The organism is Streptomyces sp. NPDC006739, from assembly GCF_042869815.1.
Classification (GTDB): domain Bacteria; phylum Actinomycetota; class Actinomycetes; order Streptomycetales; family Streptomycetaceae; genus Streptomyces.
Genome location: NZ_JBIAGM010000010.1, coordinates 176,876 through 191,487, shown reverse-complemented (window position 1 = coordinate 191,487; position 14,612 = coordinate 176,876). Strand labels below are relative to the sequence as shown.

At 73.1% G+C, this 14,612-nt stretch carries 17 protein-coding genes; 6 read left to right on the top strand and 11 right to left on the bottom strand.

Features of this window, described 5'->3' with window-relative positions; genetic code table 11:
- Positions 1 to 2: 2 nt before the first annotated feature.
- A complete protein-coding gene (locus ACFYMM_RS21560) occupies positions 3 to 1,934 on the bottom strand; it encodes an ATP-binding protein (protein WP_388388883.1) in 1,932 nt (643 codons plus the stop codon).
- A gap of 278 nt (positions 1,935 to 2,212) precedes the next feature.
- Between ACFYMM_RS21560 and ACFYMM_RS21555 the strand changes: the two genes are divergently transcribed.
- Both ACFYMM_RS21555 and ACFYMM_RS21550 read left to right on the top strand, forming a co-directional pair.
- On the top strand, positions 2,213 to 2,575 hold the full coding sequence (locus ACFYMM_RS21555; RefSeq protein ID WP_388388881.1) for a DUF1304 domain-containing protein: 363 nt from the start codon (positions 2,213 to 2,215) through the stop codon (positions 2,573 to 2,575).
- Complete coding sequence (locus ACFYMM_RS21550) at positions 2,572 to 3,135, top strand: TetR/AcrR family transcriptional regulator (protein ID WP_388388879.1); 564 nt, start codon at positions 2,572 to 2,574, stop codon at positions 3,133 to 3,135. The genes ACFYMM_RS21555 and ACFYMM_RS21550 overlap by 4 nt, the downstream gene beginning before the upstream one ends.
- 29 nt (positions 3,136 to 3,164) lie before the next feature.
- Here the strand turns inward: ACFYMM_RS21550 and ACFYMM_RS21545 are convergent, their stop codons facing one another.
- Positions 3,165 to 4,121, bottom strand: coding sequence for a GlxA family transcriptional regulator (locus ACFYMM_RS21545; RefSeq protein ID WP_388388877.1), 957 nt, complete (start codon positions 4,119 to 4,121; stop codon positions 3,165 to 3,167).
- Positions 4,122 to 4,192: 71 nt separating this feature from the next.
- Between ACFYMM_RS21545 and ACFYMM_RS21540 the strand changes: the two genes are divergently transcribed.
- A complete protein-coding gene (locus ACFYMM_RS21540) occupies positions 4,193 to 5,143 on the top strand; it encodes an NADP-dependent oxidoreductase (protein WP_388388875.1) in 951 nt (316 codons plus the stop codon).
- A 24-nt stretch (positions 5,144 to 5,167) separates the two neighbouring features.
- Here ACFYMM_RS21540 and ACFYMM_RS21535 read toward each other — a convergent pair whose 3' ends face one another.
- Together ACFYMM_RS21535 and ACFYMM_RS21530 are read right to left on the bottom strand one after the other, a co-directional pair.
- A complete protein-coding gene (locus tag ACFYMM_RS21535) occupies positions 5,168 to 6,274 on the bottom strand; it encodes an NAD(P)-dependent alcohol dehydrogenase (protein ID WP_388388873.1) in 1,107 nt (368 codons plus the stop codon).
- Between the two features lie 24 nt (positions 6,275 to 6,298).
- Entirely contained in the window at positions 6,299 to 7,756 is a 1,458-nt protein-coding gene (locus ACFYMM_RS21530) for an aldehyde dehydrogenase family protein (protein WP_388388871.1), read from the bottom strand.
- A gap of 121 nt (positions 7,757 to 7,877) precedes the next feature.
- Between ACFYMM_RS21530 and ACFYMM_RS21525 the strand changes: the two genes are divergently transcribed.
- Together ACFYMM_RS21525 and ACFYMM_RS21520 are read left to right on the top strand one after the other, a co-directional pair.
- Entirely contained in the window at positions 7,878 to 8,306 is a 429-nt protein-coding gene (locus ACFYMM_RS21525; protein WP_388388869.1) for a MarR family winged helix-turn-helix transcriptional regulator, read from the top strand.
- Between the two features lie 164 nt (positions 8,307 to 8,470).
- Positions 8,471 to 8,863: an anti-sigma factor antagonist gene (locus ACFYMM_RS21520; RefSeq protein ID WP_388388867.1), complete on the top strand. Its 393-nt coding sequence runs from the start codon at positions 8,471 to 8,473 to the stop codon at positions 8,861 to 8,863.
- A 9-nt stretch (positions 8,864 to 8,872) separates the two neighbouring features.
- Here ACFYMM_RS21520 and ACFYMM_RS21515 read toward each other — a convergent pair whose 3' ends face one another.
- The gene (locus ACFYMM_RS21515; RefSeq protein ID WP_388388864.1) at positions 8,873 to 9,835 is read right to left on the bottom strand and encodes a ribose-phosphate diphosphokinase; all 963 of its coding nucleotides are present in this window, start codon (positions 9,833 to 9,835) and stop codon (positions 8,873 to 8,875) included.
- A 155-nt stretch (positions 9,836 to 9,990) separates the two neighbouring features.
- On the opposite strand from ACFYMM_RS21515, the gene ACFYMM_RS21510 reads away from it, so the two are divergent.
- A complete protein-coding gene (locus ACFYMM_RS21510; RefSeq protein ID WP_388388862.1) occupies positions 9,991 to 10,653 on the top strand; it encodes a DUF4230 domain-containing protein in 663 nt (220 codons plus the stop codon).
- Here ACFYMM_RS21510 and ACFYMM_RS21505 read toward each other — a convergent pair whose 3' ends face one another.
- The 6 genes from ACFYMM_RS21505 to ACFYMM_RS21480 are packed head-to-tail and all read right to left on the bottom strand — an operon-like array spanning position 10,654 to position 14,426.
- Complete coding sequence (locus ACFYMM_RS21505; protein ID WP_388388860.1) at positions 10,654 to 12,423, bottom strand: complex I subunit 5 family protein; 1,770 nt, start codon at positions 12,421 to 12,423, stop codon at positions 10,654 to 10,656.
- Entirely contained in the window at positions 12,423 to 12,770 is a 348-nt protein-coding gene (locus ACFYMM_RS21500) for a sodium:proton antiporter (RefSeq protein WP_388388858.1), read from the bottom strand. Before ACFYMM_RS21500 ends, ACFYMM_RS21505 begins: the two co-directional genes overlap by 1 nt.
- A gap of 10 nt (positions 12,771 to 12,780) precedes the next feature.
- Positions 12,781 to 13,521 carry an MnhB domain-containing protein gene (locus ACFYMM_RS21495; protein ID WP_388388856.1) on the bottom strand — a complete coding sequence of 247 codons (741 nt, stop codon included), beginning with the start codon at positions 13,519 to 13,521 and terminating at the stop codon, positions 12,781 to 12,783.
- A complete protein-coding gene (locus ACFYMM_RS21490; RefSeq protein WP_388388854.1) occupies positions 13,518 to 13,778 on the bottom strand; it encodes a Na(+)/H(+) antiporter subunit B in 261 nt (86 codons plus the stop codon). Before ACFYMM_RS21490 ends, ACFYMM_RS21495 begins: the two co-directional genes overlap by 4 nt.
- Positions 13,771 to 14,223, bottom strand: coding sequence for an MrpF/PhaF family protein (locus ACFYMM_RS21485; protein WP_388388852.1), 453 nt, complete (start codon positions 14,221 to 14,223; stop codon positions 13,771 to 13,773). Before ACFYMM_RS21485 ends, ACFYMM_RS21490 begins: the two co-directional genes overlap by 8 nt.
- A complete protein-coding gene (locus tag ACFYMM_RS21480) occupies positions 14,220 to 14,426 on the bottom strand; it encodes a hypothetical protein (protein ID WP_388388849.1) in 207 nt (68 codons plus the stop codon). Before ACFYMM_RS21480 ends, ACFYMM_RS21485 begins: the two co-directional genes overlap by 4 nt.
- Between the last annotated feature and the right edge of the window lie 186 nt (positions 14,427 to 14,612).

The following is a 14,612-nucleotide window of genomic DNA, read 5'->3' as shown; positions in this document are numbered from 1 at the left end:
GACTAGTCGCTCTCTTCGTCGCGCTGCTCGGTGGACTCGCGTCCGGCGGTACCGGATCCCTCCGGGGTCGTCCGCACGGGCTCGGAGTCGTCGCCGCCGGCCCTCGGGACCGCCTCGGTGAACGAGGAGGCGTCGGACACCGCCCCGGCCTCCGTGGACGCCGGCCCGTACCGGGCCCGTTCGTCCTCGTCGGCCGACGGTCCGCCGGCCCGCAGCCCGTCGGTGACCACCGGTTCGGACGGCCGCGCGTGCTCGGCCCCGGCCGGTCCGTCGTCGCGGCCCGCCGTGGCGAAGGCGGCCAGGCCCGCGAAGGACTCGTCGGGGGGTACGGCCGTCACGGAAGCCGGTTCCGGGCGGGTGGAATGCTCCGGCGGGCGGTCCTCCTCCGTCTCGCGGCGCCTGCTGCGTCGGCGGGGCAGGCCGCCGGGGGTGGTGTCCATCTCGTCGGCGGTCGCGGCCGGCGCTGCGGCGCCCGCCACGGCGGCAAGCGCCGGGACGGCCGCCGGCGCCGGAGCGGCGGCGGGGGCGGGGGCGGGGGCGGAGACCGTGGCCGGAGCGGGCGCGGCGAGCGGGCTGAAGTACTTGTGCGGGACCACGACGACCACCGAGGTGCCGAGCCAGGGCGAGTCCGCGAAGGTGACGCGGATGCCGTAGCGGCGGGCGAGGATGCCGACGACACGGAGGCCGATGTTGGCGTCCTCCGAGATGCCGCCCAGGCCCGGTCCGGCCTCGGTGCCCGCGAGGGACTGCTCGGCCTCGCGCTTCTTCTCCTCGCTCAGGCCCTTGCCGGAGTCCTGGATCTCGATGCCGACGCCGTTCGGCACCTCCTTGCCGGAGACGATGACCGGCTCGGTGGGCGGCGAGTAGCGGGCGGCGTTGTCCAGGAGGTGGGAGAAGATCAGCGTGAGGTGGTCCACCAGACCGCCGTCGACGCCGAGTTCGGGCAGGTGCCGTACCTCCACCCGGTGGAAGTCCTTGATCCGGCCGATGCCGCCGCGCACCACGCTGAGCAGCCGCTGGGGCTCCTGCCACTGCCGTCCGGGCCGGTCCGAGCCGCCCAGTACCCCGATGCTCGCCGCCAGCGAGTCGGCGGGACCCAGTTCCTGGTCCAGCTCCATCAGGCCGCGGGCGACGGCGGGCAGCCGCCCGTGCTCACCCTGCATCTCGTGCAGCCGGCCGCGCAGCTTGCTGGTCAGGACGTGGATACGGTTGCCGATGCTGATCACGGCCTGCTCGGCGGAGGTGGAGCGGTTGAACTCCTCCTCGACACCGATCAGCGAGGTGCGCAGGATGCGGCGCAGGTCGGCCTGCAGCTCGGAGCTCACCTTGGCGCACTGCGCGGTGGCGGGCAGCAGGTCGTCGACGGCCTCACCGGCCCGCAGCCCCCGCAGCGCCTCGGGCAGCTGCTCGTCCGCGAGCCGGGCGACGGCCGCCTGCTGGTGCGTGAGCTGCTCCTTCCACACCTCGGCGCGGTCGGCCAGCTGAGTCTCGTAGGACCGGGCCTGGTCGGTCAGCCGCTCCTCGTACGCCCTTGCCTGCTCGGCCAGTTGGGCGTCGTAGGCGGCGGTCCGCTCGCCGAGCCGGGACTCGTAGGCGGCCGACTGCTCGGTCAGCTGCGCCTCCAGCGAGGCGCGCTCGACGGCGAACTTCCGCTCCAGTCCCGAGACATGCTGCTGCCACTGCTGCGAGTGCTCGGCCTGCGAGGCGCGGAACGCCGCGTCCGAGCTGCGCAGTTGGCGCTGCGTACGGATGAGCAGCCGCACGCACACCGCGCCGGCGGCGGTAGCGGCGGCGCCGGCGACGGCCGTGGCCAGGCGCTCGGAGCTCATGAACGTCGCGGCGACCGTCCCGCCCCCTAAGGCCAGGGGCATCAGCCACCAGCTGTACCAGGCGACAGGGGCCCGCGCCGCCGGTGGCGGAGTGGCGAGTTCCATCTGCATCCTTCGAAGCAACACGATCGAACAGGGCAGTGTGCGAGGGCCGCACTCATGAGTACGCACCGCGCCCACGAACCCCTCGGGGAACGTCAACTCGCGGTGACGGTCTGGAGCTTATCGGGTTTACACACCAAAGGATCAACCGCGCATGCCTGTTCGCCGTGAGGACTCGGTCACGCTCCGCCAGAGGAACGGAAGGAAGGATCCCGCGAGGAACCCGGACAGGTGTCCCGATATGATGGACACCTGTCCAGAATGATGAGGGGTCGGGAACGATGGAGATCGTGGCGAACGTGCTGGTCGGCCTGGTGGCGGTGCTGCACGCGTACATCCTGGTGATGGAGATGTTCCTGTGGCAGAAGAAGCCGGGGAGGGCTCTGCACGGCTTCGACCGGGAGATGGCGCGGGCGACCGCGCCGATGGCCGCCAACCAGGGGCTTTACAACGGTTTTCTCGCGGCCGGTCTGGTGTGGGGGCTGATCGCCGCGGATCCGACCGGTTTCCGGGCCCAGGTGTTCTTCCTCGGCTGTGTCGTGGTGGCGGGCGTGTACGGCGCGGCGACGGCCAATCGCCGGATCCTGTTCGCGCAGGCGCTGCCCGGCGCGGTCGCCCTGGCCGCCGTTCTCGCCGCGCGGTGAACCGCCCCGCGCCCGAGGACCCGCGAGCCGCGCGCACCCGGGCCCGGCTGCGCGCGGCCCTGCTGGAGGAGTGCGCCGAGCGTCCGCTGGAGGAGGTGGGCGTGGCCGCGCTGGCCCGCCGGGCCGGGGTCGGCCGGGCCACGTTCTACGTGCACTACGACGGCCTGGAGGCGCTGGCGGTCGACGCCTGCGCGGATGTCGTACGGGAGGCGGTGGAGGCGCTGCACGCCTGGCGCGGTCGGCCGGATCCGGTGCACGCGCCGCCGGCGCTGCTGGAGTTCTTCGCGTCGCTGCCCCCGCACGCGGCCCTGTACCGGACGCTGCTGGCGCCGGGCGGTGGCGGTCCGCTCGGCCGGGTCCTGCACCGGGATCTACGGGCCCGCAGCCTGGCCGAGCGCGAACTGGCGGGCGCGGCGGACGCGCCGCTGGTCGCCTCGGCCGTGGCGGCCACGTTCGCCGGCGTCCTCGCCGACTGGCTGCACGCCCTGCTGGACGCCACCTCGGAGGAAGTGGCCCACCAGGTCTGGCAACTCCTGGTGGCCCTGCACCGCAGCCGCTGACGAACAGTCGGGTTTGCGCCGGCCGGGGGTCAGCGGGTCGTCTGGAACGTCCGGCGGTAGGTCTGGGGGGAGACTCCGATCGCCGCGTGCAGGTGTTGGCGCAGGGAGGCTCCGGTCGCGAAGCCGACCTGGGCGGCGATCCGGTCCACCGGCAGGTCGCTGGACTCCAGCAGGTGCCGGGCGCGGGCGACGCGCTGCTGGATCAGCCAGCGGCCCGGGCTGAGGCCCACCTCGTCGTGGAAGCGGCGGGCGAAGGTGCGCAGGCTCATCCGGGCGTGCGCGGCGAGGTCGGTGAGGGTGAGCGGCTCGTCGAGGCGCTCCAGGGCCCAGGTCCGGGTGGCGGCCGTGCCGGCGGCGCCGCTGACCGGCACCGGCCGCTCGATGTACTGGGCCTGACCGCCGTCCCGGAAGGGCGGCACGACACAGCACCGGGCCACGAAGTTGGCCAGTTCGCTGCCGTGGTCGCTGCGGACGATGTGCAGGCAGACGTCGACGCCGGCGGCCGCGCCGGCCGACGTGAGGATGCGGCCGTCGTCGACGAAGAGGACGTCCGGGTCCAGGTCGACCTGCGGATACCTGCGGCGGAACAGGTCGGTCATGTGCCAGTGGGTGGTGGCCTTCCGCCCGTCGAGGAGCCCGGCGGCGGCCAGCACGAAGGCGGCGGTGCAGATGGACACGATGCGCGCGTCCGGTCGGATGCGGGCGAGGGCCGCCGCGACCTCCTCGGGGAGTTCGTCGGGCAGGCGGGCGGGCGTGACGGAGGCGACCACTACGGTGTCGGCCGTCTCCAGGACCTCCGGGCCGTGTTCGACGCCGATCGTGAAATCGGCGCTGGTGCGCACCGGGCGCCCGTCGACCGTGCAGGTCAGGACCTCGTACCGGCCGCCGGCCGCGCCGAGGATACGGCTGGGGATGCCCAGCTCGAAGGGGTAGACACCGTCCAGGGCCAGGACGACGACCCGTTCCGGGTTCCGTGTGCCACGCATGGCACGATTCTATCGGAGGTTGGCAATCCTGCCATTTTCCGGATGGGCGGGGCCCGGCAGGCTGATGACCCATGAGCACTGTGAAGACGATGCGAGCCATCAGCCAGAACGTCCTCGGCGGCCCCGAGGTTCTCGAGGAAGTGGAGCTGGAGCGGCCCGCGCCGCGCCCCAACGAGGTGCTGGTCCGGGTGCGGGCCGCCGGAGTGAACCCGACCGACTGGAAGCACCGGGCCACCGGCGGCTTCCTGGGCGAGCCGCCCTTCGTACTGGGCTGGGACGTGTCCGGAGAGGTCGCGGCGACCGGGATCGGCGTGGCCGCCTTCCGGCCCGGCGACGAGGTCTTCGGCATGCTGCCCTACCCCTTCGGCCACGGTTCGCACGCCGAGTACGTCACCGTCCCCGCCCGTGCCCTCGTGCACAAGCCGGCCGGCATCGACCACACCCAGGCCGCCGCGCTGCCGCTGGTGTCCCTGACCGCCTGGCAGGCCCTGGTGGAGACCGCCGGGCTGCGGTCCGGGCAGCGGGTGCTGATCCACGCGGCGGCCGGCGGGGTGGGCCACGTGGCCGTCCAGATCGCCAAGGCGCGTGGCGCGTACGTGATCGGCACGGCGAGCGCGGCCAAGCACGACTTCCTGCGGGAGATCGGCGTGGACGAGGCGGTCGACTACCGGTCGGCCGACGTCACCGAGGCGGTGCGGGACGTGGACGTCGTGCTGGACACCATCGGCGGGGACACCTCGGTGCGCTCGCTGCGGGTGCTGCGCCCGGGCGGCGTCGTGGTGTCGATCCTGCCGGTCGGCTCGCAGGAGTTCCACGAGGAGGCCGACCGGCTGGGCGTACGGGCCGTGCGGCTGCTGGTGGACGCCGACCGGGCCGGGATGCGGGCGGTCACGGAGCTGGTGGAGTCGGGGAAGCTGCGGGCCACGATCGCGGGGACCTTCCCGCTGGCCGATGCCGCCAAGGCGCATGAGCTGGGCGACACCGGCCGGACCACGGGCAAGCTGGTGCTGCTGGTGGACTGATCCCCGGGCGGGGGAAGTGCGGCGTCAGAAGGTGAGCACGGGCTTGACCGCCTTGCCCGTGCTCATGTCCCGCACCGCCCGCTCGATGTCCGCGAACGGATAGGTGCTGATCAGCCGGTGCAGCGGGAGCCGCCCCTGGCGCACCAGCCGGACGAGGGCGGGGATGACGGACCGGGTCTCGCTGTCGCCGAGGGTGAGGCCGACGACCCGCTTGCCGGCGAGCATCCCGTTGACGTCCAGCGGCACCTCGGTGCCGAAGGGCGGGGCGCCCACGACGACCAGGGTGCCCCGGGCGGCGAGGGCGTCGACGCCCTGGCGCAGGACGGCGACGCTGCCCGTGGTCTCCACGACACCGTCCGCCCCCTGGCCGCCGGTGATCGCGGCGAGGGCCTCCGGCAGGCTCTCCGACCCGGCGTCGACCGTGTGGGTGGCCCCCAGCTCCCTGGCCAGTTCGAGCCGTTCGGCGACCCTGTCGACGGCGACGACGGTGGTGGCCGGGGTGAGGGCGGCCGCCATCACGGCGGACAGGCCGACGGCTCCGGCGCCGAGCACCACGACCGAGGCACCGATCACCGGCCGAAGCTCGTTCCAGACGGCGCCCACCCCGGTCTGCACCCCGCAGCCCAGCGGGGCGATCGACTCCAGGGGCACCTCGGGGTCGACCTTGACCAGGCTGCGCTCGTCCACCAGCGCCCGCTCGGCGAACGAGGACTGGCCGAAGAAGTGGCCGCCGAGCGGCTCCCCGCCCCGGCTGATCGCGACGCTGCCGTCCATGCGGCGCCCGCTGAGCAGGTTCAGCGGCAGCCAGGCGGCACAGTAGGCGGGGTGCCCGCCGTGGCAGTTGCGGCACTCGCCGCAGGAGGTGAAGGACAGCACGACGTGGTCGCCGGGGGCCACGCCGGTGACCTGGGAACCCACTGCCTCGACGACGCCGGCGCCCTCGTGGCCGAGGACTCCCGGCAGCGGGAAGGGCAGCGCGCCGCTCGCGACGCTGAGGTCCGTGTGGCACAGGCCGGTGGCCACCATGCGGACCAGCGCCTCGCGCGGGCCGGGCTCGTGCAGGTCGACGTCGCCGAGGGTGAAGGGCGCCCCGCCGGACTCGACCACGGCGGCTCGGGTGGAAATGGGCATCGCGGCACTCCTGGTCGGTGGGGCTCAGTCGAGCGAGACGACGACGGACTTGACCTTGGTGTAGGCGGCGAGCGCCTCGGGGCCGTACTCCCGGCCGAAGCCGGAGTCCTTGACCCCGCCGAAGGGCACCGCGGGGTCGAGCATGGCCCAGTCGTTGATCCAGACGATGCCCGCCTGCAGCCGCGCGGCGACGCGGTGGGCGCGGGCCAGGTTGCCGGTCTGCACGCCCGAGGCCAGCCCGTACGGCGTGGAGTTGGCGAGGGCGACGGCCTCGTCCTCGGAGTCGAAGGGCTGCACGGTCAGGACCGGGCCGAAGATCTCCTCCTGGACGACCCGGGAGTCGTTGGGCAGGTCGGCGATGACGGTGGGCCGGTAGTAGTAGCCACCGTTCAGATCGAGCCGCTCGCCGCCGCAGACGACGCGGCCGCCCTCCTTGCGGGCGAGATCCACGTATTCCTCGACCTTCCTCAGGTGCTTCTCCCCCGCCATCGGACCGACGACGGTGGCCGGGTCGCCCGGGTCGCCGACCGGCACCCCCGGCACGGCCTCGGCGAGGATGCCCAGCAGGGTGTCGTAGACCGGGCGCGCCGCCAGCAGCCGGGGGCCGCCCATGCAGAACTGGCCGGTGTTGAAGACGAAGCCCTTGATGATCGCGCCGACCGCCTTCTCCAGGTCGGCGTCCTCGAAGACGAGGTGGGCCGCGTTGCCGCCGAGTTCCATGGTGACGGGCTTGAGGGCCTCCCCGGCCGTGGCCGCCACGTGCCGGCCGACGGCGGTGGAGCCGGTGAAGGCGACCTTGTCGACGCCCGGGTGGCCGAGCAGCGCCTCGCCGGCCACCGGGCCGGTGCCGGTGACGACGTTGACGACACCGTCCGGGACGCCCGCCCGGGCCAGCAGCCGGGCCATGTAGAGGGCACTGAGCGGAGTCTCGTCGGCGGGCTTGTGCACGACGGTGTTGCCGGCCGCGAGAGCCGGGCCGATCTTGGAACCGGCCAGGATCAGCGGGAAGTTGAAGGGGGTGATGGCGGCGACCACGCCGAGGGGTTCGCGCCGGGTGTAGGCGAGGGCGTTGAGGGGTGTGTCGCGGGTGGCGCCGTCGAGCGTGCAGGCGAGGGAGGCGAAGTACTCGTAGTCGTTGGCCGCGTTCGCCACGTCGACGGCACCGGCCAGGGTGATCGGCTTGCCCACGTCGAGGCTCTCCAGGGCGGCCAGTTCCTCGGCGTTCTCCCGGATCAGCGCGGCCACCCGGTGCAGCACCCGGCCGCGCTCACGGCCGCTCAGCCCGGACCACTCGCCCGCGTCGAACGCCTCGCGCGCCGCGCGCACGGCGGCGTCGACGTCGGCGGCGGAGGCCTCCGCGACGGTGGAGACCACCCGCCCGGTGGAGGGGTCCGTCACCTCCGTCCGGGCGCCGTCGGCGGCCTCGCGCCACTGTCCGCCGATGAACAGCCGGCCCGGTCCGGTGTCGATGGTGGTCGTCATTGCCCACTCCCAGCGTAGATCGCCAAGCCTCATAGATCGCTAAGGTTTCAACAAACAGGATTCCTGTTGGTCCGCAGTCTCGTGAGAGACAGGTTTCCTGTCAATGGGCTAGGGTGCCCGCATGGTCGGTACACGGACGCTCCCCTCACTGCTCTACATGGTGAAACAGGTGGAGCTGGTGGTGCGTTCCCATCTGGACGAGCTGGTCAGGCCCGCGGGGATCACCGCCCTGCAGTACACGGCCCTCACCGTGCTCGAACGCCACGACGGACTGTCCGCTGCGCAGCTGGCCCGCGACTCCTTCGTCACCGCGCAGTCCATGGCCGATCTCGTACGGTCCCTGGAGACCCGCGGACTCGTCCGGCGCGAGCGCAATCCGCGCAACCGACGCGTGCTGCTGATCCTGCTCACCGACACCGGACGGGAGCTGCTCGCGCGGTTCGCCGGGCCCGTGCGGGAGCTGGAGGAGCGGATGGTCTCCGGTCTCACCGGCCCTCAGGAGGAACAGTTCCGCCAGGCGCTCGCCAAGGCCTGGCACGCCCTGTCGTGACCCCCCGGAGGGGGTCTGCTCGGCCCGTTGTCGCGCACACCACAGAAGGACACGTGCGAAAGTCGAAGACATATGTCAATCGAACATGCTCAAATTCCCTCTATCGAGGGTAACTTGACGGGCGGGGAAGGGTTTTCCCGGTACGGGTGGGAGGCGATGCCGTCGTGCAGCAGGACCCCCGGCAGGATCCCGCACCGCTCACCCCGCATCTGCGCGTCCGCCAGGAGCGCGGGCACACGGTGCTGGAGTTCCGTGGCGAGATCGACATCGCGGCGGCGACCGGGATCACCCCCCACCTGGACCGGCTGACGTCGGAGCCCGGTGCCCGGATCGTGATCGACCTGAGGCCCGTCGAGTTCTTCGACTGCTCGGGGCTGCGCCTGCTCTACCGGGCGCGCGCCCGGGTGCTCGACGGCGACGGACAGCTGCACCTGGTCTGCGCCCATCCGCTGACCCTGCGCGTGCTGCGGGTCACCGGCCTGGCCCGGCTGCTGCCGCCGCGGCCGACGCTGGACGAGGCCCTGGGACAGCCCGAGGCCACCTCCGGCTCGTTATGACGCCAGGGCCTAGGCCTCGCGGGGCGCGTCGAACAGGGCGCTGACCGACTCACCGTCGTGAATCCGGCGTACGGCCTCGGCCAGCGCCGGCGCGATGGACAGGACGCGCAGCTTGGCCTTGAACTCCTCGTGCTCCTCGACCGGCACCGGCACCGTGTTGGTGCACACGATCTCCAGTACGTCGGGCTGCTCGGTCAGCCGCTTGAGCGCGCCGGCCGCGAACAGCCCGTGGGTGCACGCCACCCGGATCGACCGCGGCCCCAGCTCCCGCAGCCGCTCCAGGAGTTCTATCACCGTGCTGCCCTTGGCGATCTCGTCGTCCAGCACGATGACGTCCCGCCCGGCCACCTCGCCGATCACCGAGTTGATGCTCACCCGGTCGTCGGCGAACCGCTGCTTGGCGCCGGCCGCCACCTGCGCCCCGATCAGCCGGGCGAAGGCGGCGGCCTCCTTGGCGTTGCCCAGGTCGGGCGAGACGACCGTGGTGCGCGTCAGGTCGTACCGCCGGAAGTGGGCGGCCAGTTCCCGCAGCGCGTGCAGATGGTCCACGGGGACCGAGAAGAAGCCGTGCACCTGCGGGGCGTGCAGGGTCATGGCCAGGACGCGGCTCGCGCCCGCCGCCACCATCAGGTCGGCGACCAGCCGGCCGCCGAGCGAGATGCGCGGCGCGTCCTTCTTGTCGGAGCGGGCGTAGGAGTAGTGCGGCATCACCACGGTGATCCGGGCGGCCGAGGCGCCCCGCGCCGCGTCGCACATCAGCAGCAGCTCGACCAGGTGCTCCTGCACCGGCTTGACCAGCGGCTGGATCAGGAAGACGTCCCGTTCCCGGCAGTTGGCCTGGAGCTGCACCTCCAGGCAGTCGTTGGCGAACCGGCTGACCCGGGTCGGGCTGAGCGGCACCCCGAGGTGCGCGCAGACCTCCTCGGCCAGTTCGGGGTGGGCGCTTCCGCTGAATACGGGGATGTCTCGCACGATCCGCTCCTCGCGTGATCACCACGGGCTGGGCGGCTCATGCTACTGACACCCGGTGCCAGGCGCCCCGGCCGTCCGGCGCCGAATCTCCAACCCGGCGGTCTGGTGGGGGATTTGGCGGGCATCTGGTGTGTAGAGGAAGGAGGACCGTCGCCATGACGACTTCCGTCACGCGCCTGCCCCGGCGCATGCCCGGCTGGGCGAAGGTGGTGACCGCCCTCGTCCTGGTGCTCGTGGTGCTGTTCGCCGGCATCCGGCTGGCCGTACTGCCCGGCATCAAGGACCTGTTCGGCACCGAGACGCACGACCGGTCCGGTCCCGCGCTGCTCAAGTCCATCCAGGACATGAGCCGCTACGACGCCGCCTCCGGCAACTTCCAGGTCGTCGTGGACCTGGAGAAGGACTCCAAGTACCTGCCCGACGCGATCCGCGGCACCCGCACCCTGTACGTCGGGGCCGGCACCGTGGACGCCTACGTCGACCTCGGCCGGGTCGGCCGCGGGGACGTCTCGGTCAACGGCGACCGTACGTCCGCCACCCTCCGGCTGCCGCACGCGCAGCTCGGCAAACCGGCCCTCGACCCCGACCACTCCTACGCCGTCTCCAAGCAGCGGGGTCTGCTCGACCGGCTCGGTGACCTCTTCTCGGACAACCCCGACAGTGAACAGGCGGTGCAGAAGCTGGCGGTACGGCACATCGGCGACGCGGCCAAGGACAGCGGGCTGACCACGCGGGCCGAGACCAACACCACGGCCATGCTGGACGGTCTGCTGCGCTCCCTCGGCTTCAAGGAGGTGCACGTCTCCTACGGCGGCTGATCAGCCGCCCAGGACGCCCGGCAGGGCCAGCGCGCCGAGCGCGGTCGCGCCGACCAGCAGCCAGGCCACGTAGTCGCCGACGTGCCCGGACTGCAGGCGCCTGAGCGGCTGTGCCCAGCCGGGCGCGGCCACCCAGCGCGGACGGGTGACGGCGAGGGCGGCGAGGGCCGCGGCCAGCGCGGTGGACAGCAGGCCCAGCAGGATCCCGGGCAGCGTCCAGTGCACCGAGACCGTGGCGCCGCCCGACCCGGCCTCATTGACGGACCGGGCCACCAGCTCGCCGAAGCCGGGGACCACGCCGACGGCCAGGGCGGCGGCCAGCAGCAGCGCCGGCACCGTCGTCATGGTGTCCGGGATCCGGCCGAGCCTGCCGTCGGTCTCCGGCTCCTCGGCGGAGCCGGTGGTCTCGTAGTCGCCGGCGTCGGCGGGGCGCGGGCCCAGTCCCAGGAAGACCCGGGCGGCGACCCGGAGCACGGCACCGCCGGTCACCGCCGACGCGAGGACGTACACCACGGTGAGCGGGCCGCCCACGGCCTCCTCGGCCACCGACTTGCCGAGCGCCGTGCCGAACGGCGGCAGTCCGGCGAGCCCGAGCGCGCCGACGGCGAACATCGCCCCCAGGGCGCGCAGGTCGCGGGCCCGGCCGTGCAGGGTGTGCTCGTCGACGGAGCCGTACCGGTCCAGCAGGACGCCCGCGCAGGCGAACAGCGCGGCCTTCACCCCGGCGTGCCCCAGGATGTACAGCGCGGTCCCGTCGTCGGCCTCCGGGGTGAGCACGCCGATCCCGACGAGGAACAGGCCGGTGTGGGCGATCGTGGAGTAGGCCAGCAGCCGTTTGATGTGCCGCTGGTACCAGCACATGACCGCGCCGGTCACGGCCGTCAGCGCGCCGAGTGTCACCAGGGCCCGCTCCAGGTCGGCGGAGGGGATGCCGCCGGGTCCGGCGAAGACGGTGCTGTAGACCCGCCAGACGCCGTAGCTGCCGAGTTCGACCATGACGCCGGACAGCAGCATGCACACCGGGGTCGGGGCGACGGCGTGGGCGTCCGGGAGCCAGAACTGGAAGGGCACGGCGGCCGCCTTCACCAGCAGTCCCGTCATCACCAGCACGAAGCCCGCGAGGACCAGCGCGTCGGGGCCGCCGTGCGTGGCCGTGCTGTCGAGACCGCGCCCGATCTTCGACATGGCCAGTTCGCCGGTGCGCGCGTACAGCAGTCCGATGCCCGTCAGCAGGGCGTACGCGCCCAGCGAGTTGATCACTCCGAAGGTCAGGGCGCCCTGCACGGACTTCGCGTCGTCGATCCGGTAGCCGGTCAGGGCGTAGGCGACGACGCTCATCAGCTCGAAGAACACGAAGGCGTTGAACAGGTCGCCGGCGATCGCGAACCCGCACATGCCGGCCTGGAAGGCCAGCATCAGCGCGGGGAACGAACCGGCGTGCCGGCGGGGCGGCTCGTCGAAGTAGCGCCAGGAGTACGCCATGGCCGCGAGCGTCAGCACCGAGGCGAGCGCGGCCATGCCGAGCGCCGGTCCGTCCCCAACCAGCACGATGCCGACGCTCTCGCCCTCGACGGGTTTCCAGCCGCCGGCCCATTCCACCAGTGGCGGCGAGGAGTTGACCAGCAGGACGAGGGCGAGGGCGGCGGTGACGGCGCTGACCGCGCAGCCGGTGGCCTCGGCGACGGCCCGGGGCAGCCGACGGCCCGCGGCCACCAGCAGGGCGGCCCCGAGCAGGGGGAGCGCGACGAGCAGCGGGAGCAGGTGGTGCATCAGCCGCGCAGCTCCGTCAGCTCGTCGGGGTCCACCGTGCCGTGCCGCTTGGCGATCTGCAGGACGAGCGCGAGCAGCAGCGCGGTGACGGTGGCGCCGACGACGATGTCGGTGAGCGTGAGGGCCTGGACGACGGGATCGACCACGGGGCGGGTGCCGGGCTTGATGTCGGAGAAGACCGGCGCGGTGGCTCCGTCGCGGTAGCCGACGGCCAGCAGCAGGACGTAGGTGGACGCCTGGCACACGGCCAGGCAGCCGACGGCGTGGATCAGGTTGCGGCTGGTGGCGAGGCCGTAGCAGCCGGCCAGGAAGACCCAGACGGCGATCAGGTACGGAAAGACGTGCATCACTGGCTGCTCAACTCCCGTGCTCCTCCTCGATCTCGACGGCCTGGTCCAGGAAGCGGGCCAGCAGGACGACGACCGCGCTCGCCACCTCCATGCCGATGGCCGCGTTCAGCAGCGGGACGGTGCCGCCCGAGGACAGCGTGTTGAAGGTGCCGTAGGGCAGCAGCGTGTTGGCGAGGAACGCGGTGCCGGCCAGGAGGCCGGCGAGGCCCAGGACCAGGTAGGCGGAGGCGGCGAGCGCGTCGGCGGCCTCGAAGACGCCGATCGGGCGGACCCGTTCCAGCGCGGTGTAGTCGGCGCCCAGGTACAGCAGGTGCAGGGAGGTCGCGGCGACGACCCCGCCCTGGAAGCCGCCTCCGGGGCTGAGCTGGCCGTGGGCGATGACGTAGAGGCCGGTGAGCAGGGCGACGGGCAGCACGATCAGGGCGTAGCGGCGCACCGGGCGGGCCACGTCCGCGGGTTCGGGCCGTGCCCGGCGTTCGTCGCGGGCCTGGCGCAGCAGGACCACGCAGCCGAGGACGGAGGCGAACAGGATGCTCATCTCGCCGAGGGTGTCGTAGCCGCGCAGGTCGAAGTTGACGGAGGCGACGGTGTTGGCGGTGTGCCGGGCGAGGGAGGCGTGCACGACGCGCTCGCCGTAGGGGTGCCGCCGTCCGCCGAAGGACGGCAGGTCGAGGCAGGCGGCGACCAGCAGGGCCGCGAGGCCCGCACCGCCGACGGCCAGCAGCCCGAGCCGCAGGCGCCGGTTCACCGCGCGTCATCCTCGGGCCGGGCGCGCCGTCTGACCTTGCGCACCGACAGCATGATCAGCAGCGGGGTGACGGCGGAGCCGACCGCCAGCTGGGACAGGCCGACGTCGGGGGCCTGCAGGACGGTGAACAGGGTCGCCAGCAGGACGCCGAGGACGGAGAGGACCAGGGCCTGACGGGCCGGGTCGCGGGTGGCCACGGCCGCCGTGGCGGTGGCGGCCACCAGCAGCAGGGCGACGACGATCACGGCGTCAGCCATCGCGCACCCCCTTCATGCCGCCGGACAGCGCCCGCGAGGCGATGACGTTCCCGCAGATCAGCAGGGCTCCGACGACCAGCAGTTTCACCATCGCCCGGCCGGGCCCGCCGGCCACGCACAGCACCAGGACGACGACGGCGCCGACGGCCGCGGCCGTCCAGGTCAGTCCCCAGGCGCTCGGCTGCTCGGCTTCGAGGTCCTCGGCGAGCAGCCGGGCGAAGACCAGGGTGCCGACCGGGCCGAGCAGGGCGAGGAGCAGGGCGAGGTCGACGTAGGAGGGGCGGCCGTAGCCCTGGGAGAGCAGCAGGAGGCTCGGGCAGATGGCGGAGGTGGTGAGGTTCTGGGCGACGACGCGCCGGCTGAGCGGGCCGGTGGCCACGCCCCACAGGGCCGCCGCCCCTCCACCGCCGAGCAGGACGGTCGCCGCCAGGATCCAGCCGTTCACCGCCGGTTCCCCGCCCGCCGGCCGGCCCGCGCGAGGAGTGCCGCGACGGCCGCCGCGCTCGCGCCGACCACGCGCTCCAGGGTGTCGACCGTGCTGATGAACACCAGCCACAGCAGGGCGAGCCCGGCCCACCAGGCGAGGAGTTCGCCGATGGCGAGGAGGGCCGCGCGGGGGTCCCTGCGGGGGTCCGTACGCCGGGTCATGCGCCACCTCCTCGGCATGTTGTCCGTTTTGTACTTACGGCATCCAAGCACCGCCCGGGCCGGGCCGGGCGGCGGCGCGCGGGTCCGGTCCCGTAGTGCCCCGGCAGCGGCGGCGGAAACCGCGCGGCCGCGCCTGGCCGCCCGCCGGGCGGCGGCATTGCGGACCCGATCGCGGGGTAACCGGCT

Excerpts from the sequence above, each read along its gene's own strand:
- ACFYMM_RS21500 (WP_388388858.1), bottom strand. The coding sequence starts at position 12,770 with ATGCACGTCTTTCCGTACCTGATCGCCGTCTGGGTCTTCCTGGCCGGC.
- ACFYMM_RS21545 (WP_388388877.1), bottom strand. The coding sequence starts at position 4,121 with ATGCGTGGCACACGGAACCCGGAACGGGTCGTCGTCCTGGCCCTGGAC.
- ACFYMM_RS21510 (WP_388388862.1), top strand. The coding sequence starts at position 9,991 with ATGACGACTTCCGTCACGCGCCTGCCCCGGCGCATGCCCGGCTGGGCG.
- ACFYMM_RS21505 (WP_388388860.1), bottom strand. The coding sequence starts at position 12,423 with ATGCACCACCTGCTCCCGCTGCTCGTCGCGCTCCCCCTGCTCGGGGCC.
- ACFYMM_RS21525 (WP_388388869.1), top strand. The coding sequence starts at position 7,878 with ATGGTCGGTACACGGACGCTCCCCTCACTGCTCTACATGGTGAAACAG.
- ACFYMM_RS21555 (WP_388388881.1), top strand. The coding sequence starts at position 2,213 with ATGGAGATCGTGGCGAACGTGCTGGTCGGCCTGGTGGCGGTGCTGCAC.
- ACFYMM_RS21535 (WP_388388873.1), bottom strand. The coding sequence starts at position 6,274 with ATGCCCATTTCCACCCGAGCCGCCGTGGTCGAGTCCGGCGGGGCGCCC.
- ACFYMM_RS21490 (WP_388388854.1), bottom strand. The coding sequence starts at position 13,778 with ATGGCTGACGCCGTGATCGTCGTCGCCCTGCTGCTGGTGGCCGCCACC.
- ACFYMM_RS21540 (WP_388388875.1), top strand. The coding sequence starts at position 4,193 with ATGAGCACTGTGAAGACGATGCGAGCCATCAGCCAGAACGTCCTCGGC.
- ACFYMM_RS21530 (WP_388388871.1), bottom strand. The coding sequence starts at position 7,756 with ATGACGACCACCATCGACACCGGACCGGGCCGGCTGTTCATCGGCGGA.
- ACFYMM_RS21480 (WP_388388849.1), bottom strand. The coding sequence starts at position 14,426 with ATGACCCGGCGTACGGACCCCCGCAGGGACCCCCGCGCGGCCCTCCTC.
- ACFYMM_RS21560 (WP_388388883.1), bottom strand. The coding sequence starts at position 1,934 with ATGGAACTCGCCACTCCGCCACCGGCGGCGCGGGCCCCTGTCGCCTGG.